Consider the following 15,146-nt stretch of genomic DNA (forward strand, 5'->3'; position numbering starts at 1 on the left):
TTTCCTTCCAGCATTGGCGTTCTGTCTATTGCGCGCATCAATGGCGAATTTGGAGAGCAAGGGCAAGCGCCGGACATGACCGCAGCGCGCTCTCCTGCGCCAGTTTGCCATTTGCCGCCGCGCGCGAACGCAATACGCTCATGCCTGAAAAGAAAAGACGAGGAGGATCAGACGATGACTTATGACTTCAAAGGCAAGAATGCGGTTGTGACCGGTGCGAGCCGTGGCATAGGACGCGCAATTGCGAAGACGCTGGCAGAGGGCGGTGCGCGTCTCGCGCTTGTGGCGCGTAGCGTCGAAGCACTGGAAGAGCTTGCCAAAGAGCTCCCAGGCGAGCCAGTCGTCATTCATGCCGACCTTGGGTCTTCCGATGGCTGGAAGCCAACGGCTGAAGCTATCATGGAGCAGCTGGGGCCCGTCGATATTCTCGTGAATAATGCTGGCGTCAGTGTTCATGAGCCGGCTGGCCGCGTCACGGAAGAGGGGCTCGATAACACCCTTAACGTAAACGTCCGCAATCTGATCCTGCTCACCGACGCGCTGACCGACAGCCTGAAGTCGCGCAAGGGGAATGTCGTCAACATTTCGTCCGTTTCGGCCAGCACGGGCAGCATCGGGCAGATCGCCTATTCAGCCTCCAAGGGCGCGGTAAACTCCATGACGCGTAACATGTCGATCGACCTTGGCCGGGCAGGCGTGCGCGTGAATGCCGTCGCCCCTGGCGTAATCGATGACGGCATGTGGACGACAGCCTTCGAGAGCGGGCGTGTCGACCGCGAGAAAACCATGGCCGGTATGGCCAAGGTCATTCCGCTGGAAGGGCGTTGGGGCAGCGCGCAGAATATTGCTGATGCTGTCGCATTCCTCGCCTCGGACAAGGCAGACTATATTACCGGCCAGGTGCTGCGCGTAGATGGCGGCATCCTCGCCTGATCAGGACCGAAAGAGTAGAAGATGAGCGACAAGAGTGTCATCCCGCCAACGCCGACAGAGGCGGACTATAAGCGCGACAGCGAAGGCAATCCGCTGATCCCGGACGTGGCTGATCCGCTGGCCCTGTTCAGGGACTGGATGGCGATAGCGCGCGAGAAGGAGCTCAACGACTCCAACGCCATGTCGCTTGCGACTGTGGATGGTTATGGGCGCCCGGATGTGCGGGTGGTGCTTCTGAAGTCTGTCGGTGAGGAGGGCTTCACCTTCTACACCAACTTTGAGAGCGCCAAGGGCGAACAGCTGAAGGCGAGCCTCCAAGCAGCGCTTGGCTTTCACTGGAAGTCGCTACGCCGGCAGGTCCGCGTGCGCGGTAGCGTCATCTCTGTGCCGGACGCAGAAGCGGATGAGTATTTCGCCTCGCGCGCCAAGGCCAGCCGCATCAGTGCCATCGCTTCGGATCAGTCGCGGCCTCTGCCATCACGAGATGTGTTTGCTGAGCGTATCGAAGCCCTGCAGGACAAGTATGCAGACCGGGACGATATTCCGCGTCCTGACAATTGGGGCGGTTATCGCGTCGTGCCGGAAAGCATCGAGTTCTGGCAGGACCAGGCTTTCCGCATGCATGACCGGCTGAAATTCACCATGAAGAACGGCGTCTGGGCGCCCGAGCGGCTCTACCCCTAGGGGTGGCCGCCCGGGCTACACGGTCAGACAAGTCCGGCGCTTTCGCGCTGAACGATGAGGTGCGGTACGCCATCGCTCGTCTTGTTCCACGAGATACCTTCCTCGGAAATCAACGCGCTTACGCGCTGCCGGATTCCTGAAAAGCTATCGAATTCAACAACATCCACCGGGTTATCAAAGTGGAGTATGATCTCGTACCCCATCCCGCCTGCGAGCTCTCGCACGCCATGGACGCGGCCTTCGAAAGGCTGCTTGAGGTAACGGCCGGACACGCGCTCACCGACCTGAATAGGGATGTCGGCCTGGTTCGACAGGCGTGCGGATGCTGTGTTCCAGTCGCGATAGCCCAGCTCATGGGCAACCGTCTCCAGCGCGCGGGCATGGCTTAGGCTTTCGCCGCGCTGCGCCGCTTCGGCGCGTAATTCTCGCGCATGGGCTTTCGCCTGCGCTCTTGTCGTAATGTTGAGTGACATCTTCCGTTCGTCTTTCACATCGATAGACCGGGCGCATGATGCGGGTGTTCGCCTTGCCGCTGGACCGGTCCCCTGATGGGAAGGACAGTTCCGGGAGGACGAGGCTTTCGCCCCGGAGATCTTCACCATCGGACTTTTCGTCCGGCGAACGGCAGGCGTCTCTCACCTTGGGGCGGGCAGATACGCCTGATCGCGGAAAACGTCAACTCTACCGCTTTGAAACGAGGTAGGGGCGCCTACAGCTCATCCACCCGTGCGCCGCGCGCTTCAAGAACGGGCTTCATCTCCCAGTAGGCTTTTGGCGTTCGGTAGAGCGGAATACGCGGATGAAGATGATGGATCACATGATACTGCATGCCCATCGATCCGATATTGCCGAGAATGGAGCGGAAGCTGCGTGTGTTGCGGTAGCGGCCCTGCTCGGTGGCAGGATGATGCGGCGCCCAGCTGAGATAATACTGGATATAGGTGAGCGCGATGTGACGTGGCAGCCACCAGAGCAACGCTGCCTCCAGCGCAAAACCAGTCCAGGCAAGTGTGAACAGCGTTCCGTAGAAGATCAGTTCATAGGCAATGAAATCGAGCGCGACATCTGCCCGGCCAATGCGGACAAGCGTGTCGCCATACGCATTTTTCTGACCCGGCTGCCGGTTCTGGATGCTTTTCCAGATTGCATAGAGCGGGCTGCGGGCGCTGGTGCCGTGGTCGGGGTCCAGCGCAGGATCATTGGCATGCTTGTGATGCTCAAGATGGGTCAGTTTCGCGACCCGGTAAGGCAATACAAGCGGTATCGTCGACAGATGGCCGACCAGTTCATTCAGCCAGCGCAGCCGCGCGCCGGGGAGGGCGATTATATCATGCTGGGCCTCATGCGAAGGCAGATAGCTGAGCATCACGTTCAGCGTCGCGACGACAAAGCCCGTCCAGAGGGGCATGATTCCTGACAATACCAGCGGCCAGAGGCTGAGCCAGACCGCAAGGTTCGTCAGGGCCCATGTGACCGCGAGCCAGGGGAATTTGCCGATGTGTCTGCGTGCGATGTCGCGCTCGATCCGCATCAGCTCAGCGTGGCTTTTCGAAGCGAGCTCACTCATACCCAGCGCCCCCTCACTTGCGCGGCCAACCCCAGCAGACCGGCAAGAACGAGCCCGACTGCCAGCGGACCGAGACCAAATGGAGGTGTAACTTCAAACGCTTGAATGATTTGCGCGATCAGCGGCGCCAGGAACCCAAAGGCAAAAATGAGCGGTCCGAACCTGAACAGGGTGCGTAATGCGGTTGCCATATGTTTCCTCCGAAGAGGAAAATGACACATGCGTCAACTTTTGGCAATGAGGCAGCTTTGACGTGAGTTCAGAGGTCTTCGACCCGCGCGCCTTGCGCCTCAAGCACAGGCTTCATTTCCCAATAGGCTTGCGGCGTACGCAGGAAGGGAATGCGTGGGTGCAGGTGGTGCACAACATGATACTGCATGCCGAGTGAGCCGATATTGCCCAGGGCGGCGCGGAAGCTGCGCGTATTGCGATAGCGGGCCGTTTCTTTGGCCGGATGGTGCGGCGCCCAGCTCAGATAATACTGGATGTAGACATAGCCGACATGGTGCGGCAGCCACCAGAGCGCTGCGGCTTCGATTGCGTGCCCGGTCCAGGCCATGGTGAACAGGGTCAGAAACCATGTCACCCGATAGAGCGCAGCGCCTTTCAGGACATCTTTTCGGCCAAGCCGTAGCAGCGTGCGGCTATAGGCGTTGTGACCGCCCTTCGACCTTGGCTGAATGTTCTGTATCGCTTTCCAGATCGCCTTCAGAGGCCCTGCGGCGCTAGAGCCATAGTCCGGGTCCAGCTCCGGGTGGTTTGTATGGAGGTGGTGCTCTCTATGTGTCGCCCGCGCGAGATCGAAGGGAAGGGCGAGCGGCACCGTAGAAACATGTCCGACCACTTCGTTTAGCCACCTTAGCCGGGAGCCGGGCCGGGCGATAATGTCGTGCTGGGCCTCATGCGAAGGAAGGTAGCCGATGATTGCCAGCACGGTTGCGGCAACAAACCCTGCCCAGACCGGGATGACATCCATGAATACGAGCGGCCAGAGGGCCAGCCAGCAAAGAAAGACACCGATGCCGGCCGTCACCGACAGCCATGGAAACTTTCCGATATGTTTGCGGGCGATATCGCGCTCGATCCGCGCCAGCTCTTTCGGTGTCAGCATGGAAAGGTCACGGTTCGACATCAGACCCAACGTCCCCGTAGCTGCGCTGGAATGGTGAACGCCATGGCGATCAGCAAACCAGCAAGAAGCGGCGGCATGCCAAACGGCAACGTGACTTTAGACGACTGCAGGATCTGTGCAGCCAGCGGCGTCAGGAAGCCGAGGCCGAAAATCATCGGACTAAGCTTGTATAATCGACGTAGCACGACTTTCTGCATGGTCGGATTGTCCCCCAATTTGCGGAACTCTGACGGGCGCCAGGAAATGCGTTCCCAGCGGCCAGCCGGTTCTTCTACTGAGGATTAATCGCCGAAAATGGTGAATATTATCTTTCTAAAGATAAAATTTTGAGGCTTTCTGGCAAGATTCTTCGCGGCTAGAAGCCAATTCATGCCTAGCGCAAACAGGTTTCAGTCGCGTGAATGAAACGCGCTGGAAGGCCGCTCTCGCTCACGAGCCGGTAAGGCGTGTCCGTCGCGAGGAGAACAAGCCCGTTTTCTATCAGTGATACGTACTCGGACGGGTCACCATCAGCCCAGTATTGATCGTCAAGCCGCTCGCCCGGACGGCCAAGCGTGCCAAAGGCGCTCTCTATATCCTTGCTGGCAAGCCCGCGCCATTTGCCGAAGCTTGGCTCTCGTGTGCCGGTCCAGGCGACGAGCTTGTCAGGATCGACACCGCCTTCGAGAAGGGCGGCTTCATGGTCGCGGTTGCCGACACCGGCGGTCATCATCAGGTCTGGCGCAATCTCTGCGACCTGCCAGGCCTGTTCGTCTGAATAGGTGATGATAATGACATTATTTTCGGCGCCGGCCGCACGAACCTCTCCGATGATATTACGGAAGCTCGTTGTTTCCTTGCGGTCCAGTTCGAGAATCGCACCCGTCTCAACCGCCCAGTCCAGCGCTTCTGCAAGTGTTGGCGGATTGAACGCTGTGACCCGTCCTTCACTGTCGACCAGGCGCAGCCGCGAGATGTTCTGCCAGGCTGTGTCGGCGACTGCGCCTCTGCCAGTCGTCGTGCGGGTGAGGGAGCGGTCGTGCATGAGGAAGAGAACGCCGTCGCGGCTTTCGGCCACGTCGATCTCCATCATGGGGATGCCGGCATCGAGTGCATGCTGAAATGTCTCGACGGCATTTTCAGGAAAGCCCGGGGCAGGCCCGCCGCGATGAGCCGCGATCAGCACACCGCCTTCCTCGCGCACACAATCAAATAGTCGGGGCAGGTCGCGATCAGTTGGGACCTCGGCGACAGCCTGTTCCTGCTCGACAGGTGATTCTGTTGCCGCAGCATCAGAGGTCTCCGCCGGTGCTGTCGCCGCCTCATTGCAGCCGGTCAGAACTGCGCCCAGCAACAGGGCGCCTGCCAGAAAATGGGTCTGGGACATATGACCTCGCTCGCCATCGCTTGCCGTAGAAGTAGCTGGGACATAGAAGAAACCGAACGCCACGGAAACCCGTGAAAACAATTCTGGAGGAAAGAACATGCACGGCTTGATGCAAAACTGGCAGCTGACCGTCGACAAGGTGCTCGACCACGCCGCCCACAATCATGGCGACCGCGAGATCGTTACACGCGAAGTCGAAGGCAACGTCACCCGTACGACTTACAAGGCCCTGCATGAGCGCGCCAAGATGGTCTCCTCCGCGCTGAAGGAAGAAGGCATCAAACTTGGCGACCGCGTCGCAACGCTGGCCTGGAATACGGCCCGCCACATGGAGGCCTGGTATGGCACAATGGGGATTGGCGCGGTGCTGCACACAATCAATCCGCGCCTTCACCCGGACCAGGTTGCCTGGATCGCCAACCACGCCGAAGACCGCATCCTGCTCTTTGATACGACCTTCCTGCCAATCGTTGAAGCGGCCAAGAGCCAGTTCAAAACGATCGAGAAGTTCGTCGTCCTGACATCGCCAGACAACATGCCGGACAATTCTCTTGGTGCGGTATCCTATGAAGACTGGATCAAGGGCAAATCGACCGATGTGGTCTGGGGTGATTTCGACGAGCAGACCGCCTGCGGCCTCTGTTACACGTCGGGCACGACCGGCAATCCGAAGGGCGTGCTCTATTCTCACCGCTCCAATGTGCTGCACACCTACACGACGATGGGCGTCGATACGCTTGGCATGGGCGCCGCTGACGTCGTTCTTCCCGTCGTCCCTATGTTCCACGCCAATGCCTGGGGGCTTGCCTTCGCCTGCCCAGCCACCGGCGCAAAGCTGGTCATGCCGGGCGCCGATATGTCCGGCCAGGCCATCTATGAGCTGCTCGACAAGGAGAAAGTGACGATCACCGCCGCTGTGCCGACGGTCTGGCTGCTGCTGCTCACTTATCTTGAAGAGAACAATCTGAAGCTGCCTCATCTGCGCAAGGTCATTATCGGTGGCTCTGCCGTGCCGGAGCGGATCCTGCGCGCCTTCGAAGAGAATTATGACGTTCAGGTCTTCCACGCCTGGGGCATGACAGAGCTTTCGCCAATGGGCACGCTCGGCGCGCTTCCGGCTGCGCTCATCGATGCGCCGCATGAAGAGCAGATCGCTTTCAAGCTGAAGCAGGGCCGTCCGCCATTTGGTGTCGAGCTCAAGATTGTCGATGATGAAGGCAATGAGCTCCCACGAGACGGCGAAACATCCGGCCGCCTGATGTGCCGCGGGCCTGCTATCTCCAAATCCTACTTCAAGGCTGAAGAGCTGGCAGTGGACGAAGATGGCTGGTTCGATACAGGCGACGTCGCCACGCTGGACCGTCATTCGACCATGCAGATCACCGACCGTGCCAAGGATGTCATCAAGTCCGGCGGTGAGTGGATCAGCTCCATCGACATCGAAAACTTCGCTGTCGGCCATCCAAAGGTCGCGAACGCCGCCGCCATTGGCATCTATCACCCGAAATGGGATGAGCGCCCGCTGCTCGTCGTACAGCCAGCGCCCGGCGAAACGCCAAGCAAGGAAGACGTGCTGAAACAGCTCGAAGGCAAGATCGCCAAATGGTGGACGCCGGATGATGTCCAATTCGTCGATGAAATTCCACTGGGCGCGACCGGCAAGATCAACAAGCTCAGACTCCGCGAGATGTTCTCGGACTACAAGCTGCCGACGGCCTGATCTGATGGATCTGAACCTGAAGGATAAAGTGGTCTTTGTCGCGGGCGCGAGCCGCGGCATCGGGCTCGGTATTGTTGAGACGCTTCTGGAAGAAGGTGCCCGTGTTGCCATCGCGGCACGCGGCGCCGAGAAGCTTGAGGAAGAACGCGCCCGCCTCGCCAGCCAGTATGGCGAGGACCGCCTCTGGGCGCGTGCTGGCGACCTGCGTGAGACGAAAACGCTCGAAGAGATGGTCCAGGCCATCGAGAGCGAGTTTGGTCCGCTATGGGGCGCGGTCGCTAATGTCGGTCTTCATCCATGTCCACCGGGCTTCGATGTCGATGACGACACCTGGACGGCCGGCATGCAGCAGAACCTCGACAGCGCTTTCCGCCTTGCCCGCACCTGCCTGCGCAAGATGGAGCCTCGCGGCGAAGGGTCGATTGTTGCGATTTCCTCCATCGCGGGCATGGGCGCGCTTGGCACGCCGCTTACCTATGGCACCGCCAAGGCGGCGATGAACCATATGGTCAAGGAACTGGCACGGATCACAGGCCCGTCCGGCGTTCGCATCAACGCGATCTCGCCTGGCAACATCATCTTCCCGGGCGGCGCCTGGGAAGAACGTAGCGAAGGGGAACGGGGCGACGCCTGGAAGAAGTGGATCCGGCGTGAAGTCCCGCTGCAACGTTTTGGCAAGCCGGAAGAGATCGGGTCGACGGCCGCCTATCTGCTCAGTGAGCGGGCGAGTTTCGTCACCGGGGCTATCGTCCCGGTCGATGGCGGCCAGACGCGATAGCCGCCGCTTCCTCAAGGGGAAGGTTTGTCAAAGCAGGTTGCCGGGATAGATCTCGGCGCAATCTAACAGGTTACAGTCGGGGAGGCTGAAATGAGCGATACGACGAAAAAGGCTGGATGGCGTCTGACCGTGGCGGGTGTCGCGCTCGGCGTGTCGATCTTCACCGTGCTCTGGTTTGCAGCAGCCGCACTCGGTTCGAAGTTTGGGCTCTGGGGCTGGCAGTTCGGTCTTGGCACCATGATTCTCGGCTGGGGGCCGGGCCTTACTTTCTTCGCGCTCGGCCTCGCTGTGATCGCGATTATCATTGCTCTGATAAAGGCGCCACGTTTCCAACCTACACTGCTTGCACTCGCCGCACTTCTCATCGCGCTCATGGTGTTCTTCCGAATTGCAGGGTTTGGCGCACAGGCCGCTTCACTGCCGCCGATCCATGATGTTCAGACTGATTGGTCAGAGCCGATTGCATTGTCGGAGTCGCTTATCGCCCAACGCCGCAGCGATGGTGCGCTTAATGAGGTCCAGGACGACCCGACGATTACAGAAGGCGCGGACGGCCGCTGGCCGGGCATGGGTGGCCGCCGCGTTGCCGAAGTTCAGGAAGAGGCTGAGCGCGAACGCACTGTGGACGGTGAGACGGTAGAGCCTGCCTATGACCGCCCGATTGAACCGGTCTATTTCGACCAGTCGCCGGGTGAGATTGCGTCCTACGCACTCCAGATTGCAGAGGATCGCGGCTGGGACATCTTCTCGCGCCCCGAAACCGGTCAGGATGTCGAGCGCACTGTGCTGGAAGCGACCGAAACCTCGACCTGGTTCGGCTTCAAGGATGACGTGGCCATCCGCATCCGCGCCGTGGAAGGCGCAACCCGCGTCGACATGCGCTCCATCAGCCGCGTCGGTCTTTCGGACCTCGGCATGAATGCGCGGCGTGTCTCTTCCTTCATGGACGAACTCGAAGCCCGCGCAAACGGCCGCCGCCAGCCTTAAATTTGAGAGTTCTAGCTCAGCCCTAAAGACTACCGCCGCCCCACCGAAAGGTGGGGTCCATGGCGGCTGGGCCGTCGCCTTTCAACCGCCATGGGTCCCAGCTTTTGCTGGGAGGGCGGGGGAAGGTAGGTTTGCGTTTCGCCTTCAATGCATGAGAACGCCCCCTCCGCCCCTCACCCTGAGCCTGTCGAAGGACCCAGCACCTCCCCCGTGCACGGGGGAGGATGGCACTAGGCGGCTGGTTGTCTTTCTTCCCCCGCCTGCGGGGGAAGTGGCTCGCGAATGCGAGTCGAAGGGGGCATCTTCACCAATCGACGATGACGTAAAACCACTATATCCTGGTCAAGCCGCGTGACTGGCGCTTGGGTGGTTCACCACCGGGGAGCGCGGTGCTGACACGCCGTGCGCCTGGGCATGAACCTCACCTTTCAAAGGAGGGCTGCCCATGCCTGAGCTTTCACCAATCTCTGTTGCGTTTCTCGTCTTTCCGAACGTCACCCAGCTTGACCTGACAGGCCCGGCGCAGGTGCTCTCGCGGCTCGGCAACACAACCGTCGATCTACTCTGGAAGACCAAAGCCCCTGTGCCGACGGATGCGGGTTTTTCATTGCTGCCGACGAAAACATTCGCCGATATTGAAAGCGCCGACATTCTTTGCGTGCCGGGCGGCTTTGGCACCATGGATGTTATCCAGGACGAGGAGGCGCTGGGCTGGGTACGGAAGGCGGGCGCTGAAGCAAGTTGGGTTACCAGCGTCTGTACCGGCTCCATCGTGCTCGGCGCAGCAGGCCTCCTCAAAGGCTACCGCGCCACGACGCACTGGGCGTCGCATGAGCAGCTTGAATTCTTCGGCGCCGCACCGGTGAAGCAGCGTGTCGTCTCCGACCGAAACCGTGTGACCGGCGGCGGGGTAACGGCTGGCATTGGCTTCGGTCTCGCGCTCGCGGCAAAGATCAGAGGCGAAGACCACGCCAAATTCATCCAGCTGTCCATCGAGTATGACCCGCAGCCGCCTTTCGACAGCGGCTCACCGGCCAAGGCTGATGCGGTGGCCCCGGAGCGTTATTGGGGGCTGATGAACAAGTCTGCACCCGGACGTGCCGCCAAAGTGAAAGCGATAGCGAAAGGGCTTGGTTTCTAGCCCCTCTTTCCGCCGAGGTCTCTCCATAGTGCACAGGAAGGGGGCCCTGGCGGTCAGTTTAATCCTCTGTCTTCATGACGTGTGGGTAGTATTCCTCGTCCCACTCGTCCGGGCGCAGAAGCACTTTGCCGTGCTTGAAGACCTTGTCTTCTTCGCCATAGGGGACGACCGAGAGCGGAACATCGGTGGCGAACTCAATTGCGGGATCGCCGAAATTATCAAGGTGGAAATGTTCCCATTTCCTGTCCAGCTTCTGTAGCTCAGCCACCAGCAGATCACGGCCGCTCTCGTTCAGATATAGCTCGAACTGGCCGTCCCGATTTATACTAACAGTCACTCTAGGTTTCATGCCTAGAGTTAAGCCACGCATGAAATTCCATGTCTACGACGTCTGCTGCGGCGCCTTCCAGCGGAACTCTGACCGCACCGTCGGATTAGCGTCGGCGGTCTCGACGTGGCCTTCCTCGACGAGCTTCAGCATGTGGCCGAGGACGGACAGGGCGGCGGCCGGATGCAGGCGCTTGTCGACGTCGGCATACATGGTCTCGACCATTTTCGGGATGTTGGTCTCACCCGCTTCGAGATGCTTGATTATAGCCGATTCCCGATCCAGCCGGTGATTGCGATAGGACTGGATGAAGCCGTTCACATCTTCGCGGATCGGTGAGCCGTGCGTCGGCCATAGGATGTCGAAATAGCGTTCCTCGATCTTGTCGAGCGAGCGCATATAGTCGCCCATATTGCCATCCGGCGGGGCAACGATCGTCGTGGACCAGCCCATGATATGATCGCCGGTCAGGCAGGCATTCTCTTCGCGCAGGCCAAAGCAGAGGTGGTTGCAGGTGTGACCGGGCGTCTCAATGACGTCGAGCGTCCAGCCGGGCCCGGAGATGACGTCGCCATCACCGATCTGAACGTCTGGCATGAAGCCGAGGTCGTCGGCGGAGCCGAGCTCGCCTTTTGCCGTCGGCACGCCGGAATTCTTCGCATAGGTCGCGCAGCCTGCCCAGTTTGCGAGCGGTTGTGCCAGCGGGGAGTGGTCCGAGTGACCATGCGTGACGAGGACGTGCGTAATTGTCTCGTTCTTCAGGATTTCTTTCAGCGCGTCGAAGTGCTCTGACAGTTCAGGGCCGGGGTCGATCACGGCAACCTTGCCATGACCGATGATATAGACGCCGGTGCCCACAAAGGTGAACGGGCCGGGATTGTTCGCAACCACCCGGCGGATGAGCGGGGAGACCTGCTCAACCTTGCCATATTCGAAATCGATTTCTTTGATGTATGGAATTCCCAAGTGAACTCCCTCACCCTGGATTGTGAAACTCTGGATTATCTGCCCTAGGCACTGCGCTTTGGCGCGAAGGCGCGGACAAAGGCCCGGGCCATGCGACGTGTCGCCTTCAGCTTGTCACCAAGATTCAGGGCTACAGGCGGCCCCATATCTGTCTTGTTGGCATCGACGATGAAGATCTTGCCGGATTTGCGGTCGCGCAGAACATCCACGCCGCCCCACTCAAGACCGATCTCCTTGGCGAAAGCCGAAATGACGTCGATTTCCTCCGCTGAGTAGCACTTGCGCGGCTCGTCCAGGATGACGTCGACATTCTCATTGAGAAAGCGGCGCGCAATCGGACGGCGCTTGCGGAAAACAACAGTTGGCGTGCCGCCCACGATACAGCAGCGCAGGTCTTCAACCAGGCCGCCTTCGATCTCATTGTCGATCAGGCGCTGATAGGTCTTGTTCTCGAGCGGCTCGATGGGGCCTTCGATGATACGCCCATCATGGCACGCATTCTTTTCGGACTTCTCGACCATCGGCCCTTCATAGCTGAGCGGATCGACCTTCAGGCTGTAGCCTGCCGCGCGTCCAAAGCTCTCCGCGACGCAGGTCTTCGAGATATCATTGCAACCGAAATTGACGAGACGAGCGCCCGGCTTCGTCTTCGGCGTGCTGGAATCGACATGGGTTGAGTCGTCGAACTGGAAGACGATATCGGCCTGTGAGACGTCGGAAATCAGCTTGGACCCCGACGCGTGCATCACGGGCCAGATGAAATACCAGGGGCGCGGCTTGTCGGGATGGAACGCGATGGTCGGGCGTTTGTGCCCGGTAATACGGCGCCAGGTGCGCCAGGATTGCGCCATCGTGTAAAAGGTCAGCCAGGTGAAGATATCGTTGGCCAGCTGGCGGTTCGCAGGCACCCGGTGACCCGTTTTCTTCACGAGCCAGGCACCGTCTTCGTATTTGAAATCTGCCAGCCAGTTTCTGGACATTCAGTATCCCCTGCGTGCGGGCGGTGGTGAACGAATTACCGGCGCCGGAATCGCACGTCTTCCTCAAGGCTTCAATTCATAAAGCCCTGAAGTTTCGTGATCAAACTTTTACTGCCGCTGCGCTGAAACGCGCGAGACCTAGAGCAGAGGCTTCAGGCCGGAGAGATCATAGCCCGCTGCAGCGCCAGCTTCGATGATCTCGTCCGACTGCCCCTGGCCGCCATGGCTGAGTGCCCAAGCGGTGATGGAGCGCGTACCCGTCCGGCAATAGGCCAGCGCAGGGGCGGGGGCTTCGGCAAGGATCGAGTTCATGCGCTCGATGATTTCAGGGGTAGGCGCACCGGAAAAGGGCAGGGCGACAAAGGTCAGGCCAAGCTCTTCGGTACGGGCCCGGATCGAACCCATGCGCGGCTGGTCAACGCCGCCTTCACCATCTGGCCGGTTGGCGATGATGGTCTTGAAACCGGCCTTGGCGATGGCGTCGACATCGTCTTCGGAAATTTGTGGCGCAACAGAAAAACTGTCTGTTACGGTTCGGATATCTGCCATCTGGTACCTCAGTGTCATGTAGCGTTGACAAGCATTCGTCTGGCGTGAACCTAGGAAGCCAGCAGCGGGCTGCCAAGTCCGCCTTTCGCCTATACTTGAAGATCGCCTGAGAGTTTCCCTACGTGTCAGCGCTGCAGCGAAGTCTTTCCCGCATCCCATGGGCCTACGTAATCCGGCGGCTGCTTTTCGCGATCCCGACACTTCTGGTCATCATCGCCGTCGCATTCTTCATGATGCGGCTCGCGCCCGGCGGCCCGTTTGACGGCGAGCGCAAGTTGAATGCAGCAACCGAGGCGGCCATCGCGGCAAAGTTCGGCATGGACCAGCCGCTCTGGAAACAGTTCGTCGACTATGTGCTCGGCGTCTTGCAGGGCGATTTTGGTCCATCGATGAAAACGCTCGGCAAGAGCGTGAACGACCTGATCGCTGACGGCCTTCCGGTCAGCCTGGCAATTGGCTCACTCGCCATGCTCGTCGCGCTGATTGTCGGCACGAGCCTTGGTATTTTCGCGGGCCTTCGCCAGAACACGACCGGTGACTATACCGTCATGGGTTTCGCCATGGCGGGTATTTCGATCCCGACCTTTGTGACAGGCCCGCTCCTGATCCTCGCCTTTGCGCTTGGTGCAGGCTGGTTCGCCGTTGGCGGGCTGGGTGAGTATCCGAACATCGGCATGACATTCAACAACATGACCCTGCCGGTCCTGACGCTTGCCTTGCCGCAGATCGCCATCATCTCACGCCTCATGCGCGCCTCCACGATTGAGACGATGCGCTCACCGCATGTGCGTACGGCGCGTGCCAAGGGCCTGCCAGAGCGCACGGTCATCATGCGGCACGTCCTGCCATCGGCGATCCTGCCGCTGGTCTCCTATGCCGGGCCGGCCATGGCCCGCGTGATGACGGGCTCACTCGTCATCGAACGGATCTTCGGCCTGCCAGGGATGGGGTCCTACTTCGTCGATGGCGCGATCAACCGTGACTATACCCTCGTGATGGGCGCGCTGATCATCTACGCAACGCTGATCGTGCTGTTCAACCTGATCGCCGACATCCTCTACGCCTTGCTCGACCCGAAAGTGAAGTACGACTGATGGTTGATACGCTGGACATGACAGGCCGGAAGGATCCGGTCGAACAGGCTCTCGCTGGCGGCCGCTCGCTCTGGGACGATGCCAAGCGGCGCCTGTTTAACAACAAGGCGGCCGTGATCTCCATGTGGGTGCTCGGTGTGATGATCTTCCTCGCCGCTTTCGGACCGTTCCTCTGGGTACATGACTACAGCCAGATCTCTGCACAGACGGAGCTCGCGCCAACCTTCGACAACTGGCACCTGTTGGGCACGGATGAGCAGGGCCGCGACCTCGTCGCGCGCAACCTGCTCGGGCTTCGCATTTCGCTGGCTGTCGGCATGGTGGCGACGCTTGTCTCGCTTGTCATCGGCGTCACATGGGGTGCGATCGCAGGCTATGTCGGCGGGCGCACAGACAATTTCATGATGCGGTTCGTGGACGTGCTCTACGCCATGCCGTTCATCTTTTTCGTAATCCTGCTGCTGACCGTTTTCGGCCGCAACATCATCCTGATCTTCGCCGCCATTGGCGCGGTCGAGTGGCTGACCATGAGCCGGATCGTGCGTGGCCAGACCCTTGCCATCAAAGGCAAGGAATTCATTGAGGCCGCCCGCGCCGCGGGCGTATCCGGCCCGGCCATTATCCGCCGTCACATCCTGCCCAACGTGGTCGGCCCGGTGGCCGTCTACGTTACACTCACGATCCCGGTCGTTATCATGGCGGAAAGCTTCCTCTCCTTCCTGGGGCTCGGCGTGAATGAGCCGCTGACCTCGCTCGGCGTGCTGATTTCAAACGGTGCGAAGGAAATGCAGGACAAGCCGTGGCTACTTATGGCGCCGGCGATCCTGATGGCGGTGACGCTGCTCTGCCTCAACTTCATCGGCGATGGCCTGCGCGACGCGCTCGACCCGAAAGAGCGCTAGACGCTGCGTCACGTTCAAG

At 60.0% G+C, this 15,146-nt stretch carries 18 protein-coding genes and 1 riboswitch; of the genes, 8 read left to right on the plus strand and 10 right to left on the minus strand.

The window, feature by feature from the left end; translation table 11 throughout:
* Positions 1-174: 174 nt before the first annotated feature.
* Entirely contained in the window at positions 175-933 is a 759-nt protein-coding gene (locus tag D1224_RS14475) for an SDR family NAD(P)-dependent oxidoreductase (protein ID WP_182482319.1), read from the plus strand.
* 21 nt (positions 934-954) lie between these two features.
* Positions 955-1,617, plus strand: a complete 663-nt coding sequence (gene pdxH / locus D1224_RS14480; RefSeq protein ID WP_119380653.1) for a pyridoxamine 5'-phosphate oxidase — start codon at positions 955-957, stop codon at positions 1,615-1,617.
* A gap of 23 nt (positions 1,618-1,640) precedes the next feature.
* Here pdxH and D1224_RS14485 read toward each other — a convergent pair whose 3' ends face one another.
* The 6 genes from D1224_RS14485 to D1224_RS14510 form a co-directional block, all read right to left on the minus strand.
* The gene (locus D1224_RS14485; RefSeq protein WP_119380654.1) at positions 1,641-2,090 is read right to left on the minus strand and encodes a glyoxalase superfamily protein; all 450 of its coding nucleotides are present in this window, start codon (positions 2,088-2,090) and stop codon (positions 1,641-1,643) included.
* A 236-nt stretch (positions 2,091-2,326) separates the two neighbouring features.
* Positions 2,327-3,184 carry a fatty acid desaturase gene (locus D1224_RS14490; protein WP_119380655.1) on the minus strand — a complete coding sequence of 286 codons (858 nt, stop codon included), beginning with the start codon at positions 3,182-3,184 and terminating at the stop codon, positions 2,327-2,329.
* Positions 3,181-3,375 carry a hypothetical protein gene (locus tag D1224_RS14495; protein WP_119380656.1) on the minus strand — a complete coding sequence of 65 codons (195 nt, stop codon included), beginning with the start codon at positions 3,373-3,375 and terminating at the stop codon, positions 3,181-3,183. The genes D1224_RS14490 and D1224_RS14495 overlap by 4 nt, the downstream gene beginning before the upstream one ends.
* A 68-nt stretch (positions 3,376-3,443) precedes the next feature.
* Complete coding sequence (locus tag D1224_RS14500; RefSeq protein ID WP_119380657.1) at positions 3,444-4,316, minus strand: fatty acid desaturase; 873 nt, start codon at positions 4,314-4,316, stop codon at positions 3,444-3,446.
* Complete coding sequence (locus D1224_RS14505) at positions 4,316-4,513, minus strand: hypothetical protein (RefSeq protein WP_119380658.1); 198 nt, start codon at positions 4,511-4,513, stop codon at positions 4,316-4,318. Before D1224_RS14505 ends, D1224_RS14500 begins: the two co-directional genes overlap by 1 nt.
* A gap of 176 nt (positions 4,514-4,689) precedes the next feature.
* Positions 4,690-5,682 carry a glycerophosphodiester phosphodiesterase family protein gene (locus tag D1224_RS14510; RefSeq protein WP_119380980.1) on the minus strand — a complete coding sequence of 331 codons (993 nt, stop codon included), beginning with the start codon at positions 5,680-5,682 and terminating at the stop codon, positions 4,690-4,692.
* A gap of 97 nt (positions 5,683-5,779) precedes the next feature.
* On the opposite strand from D1224_RS14510, the gene D1224_RS14515 reads away from it, so the two are divergent.
* The 4 genes from D1224_RS14515 (at position 5,780) to D1224_RS14530 (ending at position 10,308) form a co-directional block, all read left to right on the plus strand.
* The gene (locus tag D1224_RS14515; RefSeq protein ID WP_119380659.1) at positions 5,780-7,402 is read left to right on the plus strand and encodes a long-chain-fatty-acid--CoA ligase; all 1,623 of its coding nucleotides are present in this window, start codon (positions 5,780-5,782) and stop codon (positions 7,400-7,402) included.
* A gap of 4 nt (positions 7,403-7,406) precedes the next feature.
* Positions 7,407-8,180, plus strand: coding sequence for an SDR family NAD(P)-dependent oxidoreductase (locus tag D1224_RS14520; RefSeq protein WP_119380660.1), 774 nt, complete (start codon positions 7,407-7,409; stop codon positions 8,178-8,180).
* A gap of 90 nt (positions 8,181-8,270) precedes the next feature.
* Positions 8,271-9,167 (plus strand): DUF1499 domain-containing protein, encoded by an 897-nt coding sequence (locus D1224_RS14525; protein ID WP_119380661.1) that lies wholly within the window; start codon positions 8,271-8,273, stop codon positions 9,165-9,167.
* Between the two features lie 341 nt (positions 9,168-9,508).
* A riboswitch (ZMP/ZTP riboswitch) is annotated at positions 9,509-9,588 on the plus strand.
* Positions 9,589-9,612: 24 nt separating this feature from the next.
* Entirely contained in the window at positions 9,613-10,308 is a 696-nt protein-coding gene (locus D1224_RS14530) for a DJ-1/PfpI family protein (protein WP_119380662.1), read from the plus strand.
* Between the two features lie 58 nt (positions 10,309-10,366).
* Here D1224_RS14530 and D1224_RS14535 read toward each other — a convergent pair whose 3' ends face one another.
* The 4 genes from D1224_RS14535 to D1224_RS14550 all read right to left on the minus strand — a co-directional run bounded on the left by D1224_RS14535 (position 10,367) and on the right by D1224_RS14550 (position 13,131).
* Positions 10,367-10,645 carry a hypothetical protein gene (locus D1224_RS14535; protein WP_233350567.1) on the minus strand — a complete coding sequence of 93 codons (279 nt, stop codon included), beginning with the start codon at positions 10,643-10,645 and terminating at the stop codon, positions 10,367-10,369.
* 45 nt (positions 10,646-10,690) lie between these two features.
* Positions 10,691-11,602, minus strand: a complete 912-nt coding sequence (locus tag D1224_RS14540) for an MBL fold metallo-hydrolase (protein ID WP_119380663.1) — start codon at positions 11,600-11,602, stop codon at positions 10,691-10,693.
* Positions 11,603-11,646: 44 nt separating this feature from the next.
* Positions 11,647-12,582, minus strand: a complete 936-nt coding sequence (locus tag D1224_RS14545) for a hypothetical protein (protein ID WP_119380664.1) — start codon at positions 12,580-12,582, stop codon at positions 11,647-11,649.
* 138 nt (positions 12,583-12,720) lie between these two features.
* Positions 12,721-13,131 carry a TIGR01244 family sulfur transferase gene (locus D1224_RS14550; RefSeq protein WP_119380665.1) on the minus strand — a complete coding sequence of 137 codons (411 nt, stop codon included), beginning with the start codon at positions 13,129-13,131 and terminating at the stop codon, positions 12,721-12,723.
* 122 nt (positions 13,132-13,253) lie between these two features.
* Between D1224_RS14550 and D1224_RS14555 the strand changes: the two genes are divergently transcribed.
* Both D1224_RS14555 and D1224_RS14560 read left to right on the plus strand, forming a co-directional pair.
* On the plus strand, positions 13,254-14,225 hold the full coding sequence (locus D1224_RS14555) for an ABC transporter permease (RefSeq protein WP_233350568.1): 972 nt from the start codon (positions 13,254-13,256) through the stop codon (positions 14,223-14,225).
* Positions 14,225-15,127, plus strand: a complete 903-nt coding sequence (locus D1224_RS14560) for an ABC transporter permease (RefSeq protein ID WP_119380666.1) — start codon at positions 14,225-14,227, stop codon at positions 15,125-15,127. Before D1224_RS14555 ends, D1224_RS14560 begins: the two co-directional genes overlap by 1 nt.
* The last annotated feature ends 19 nt before the right edge of the window (positions 15,128-15,146 follow it).

Source organism: Henriciella barbarensis (genome assembly GCF_003576345.1).
Lineage (GTDB): Bacteria > Pseudomonadota > Alphaproteobacteria > Caulobacterales > Hyphomonadaceae > Henriciella > Henriciella barbarensis.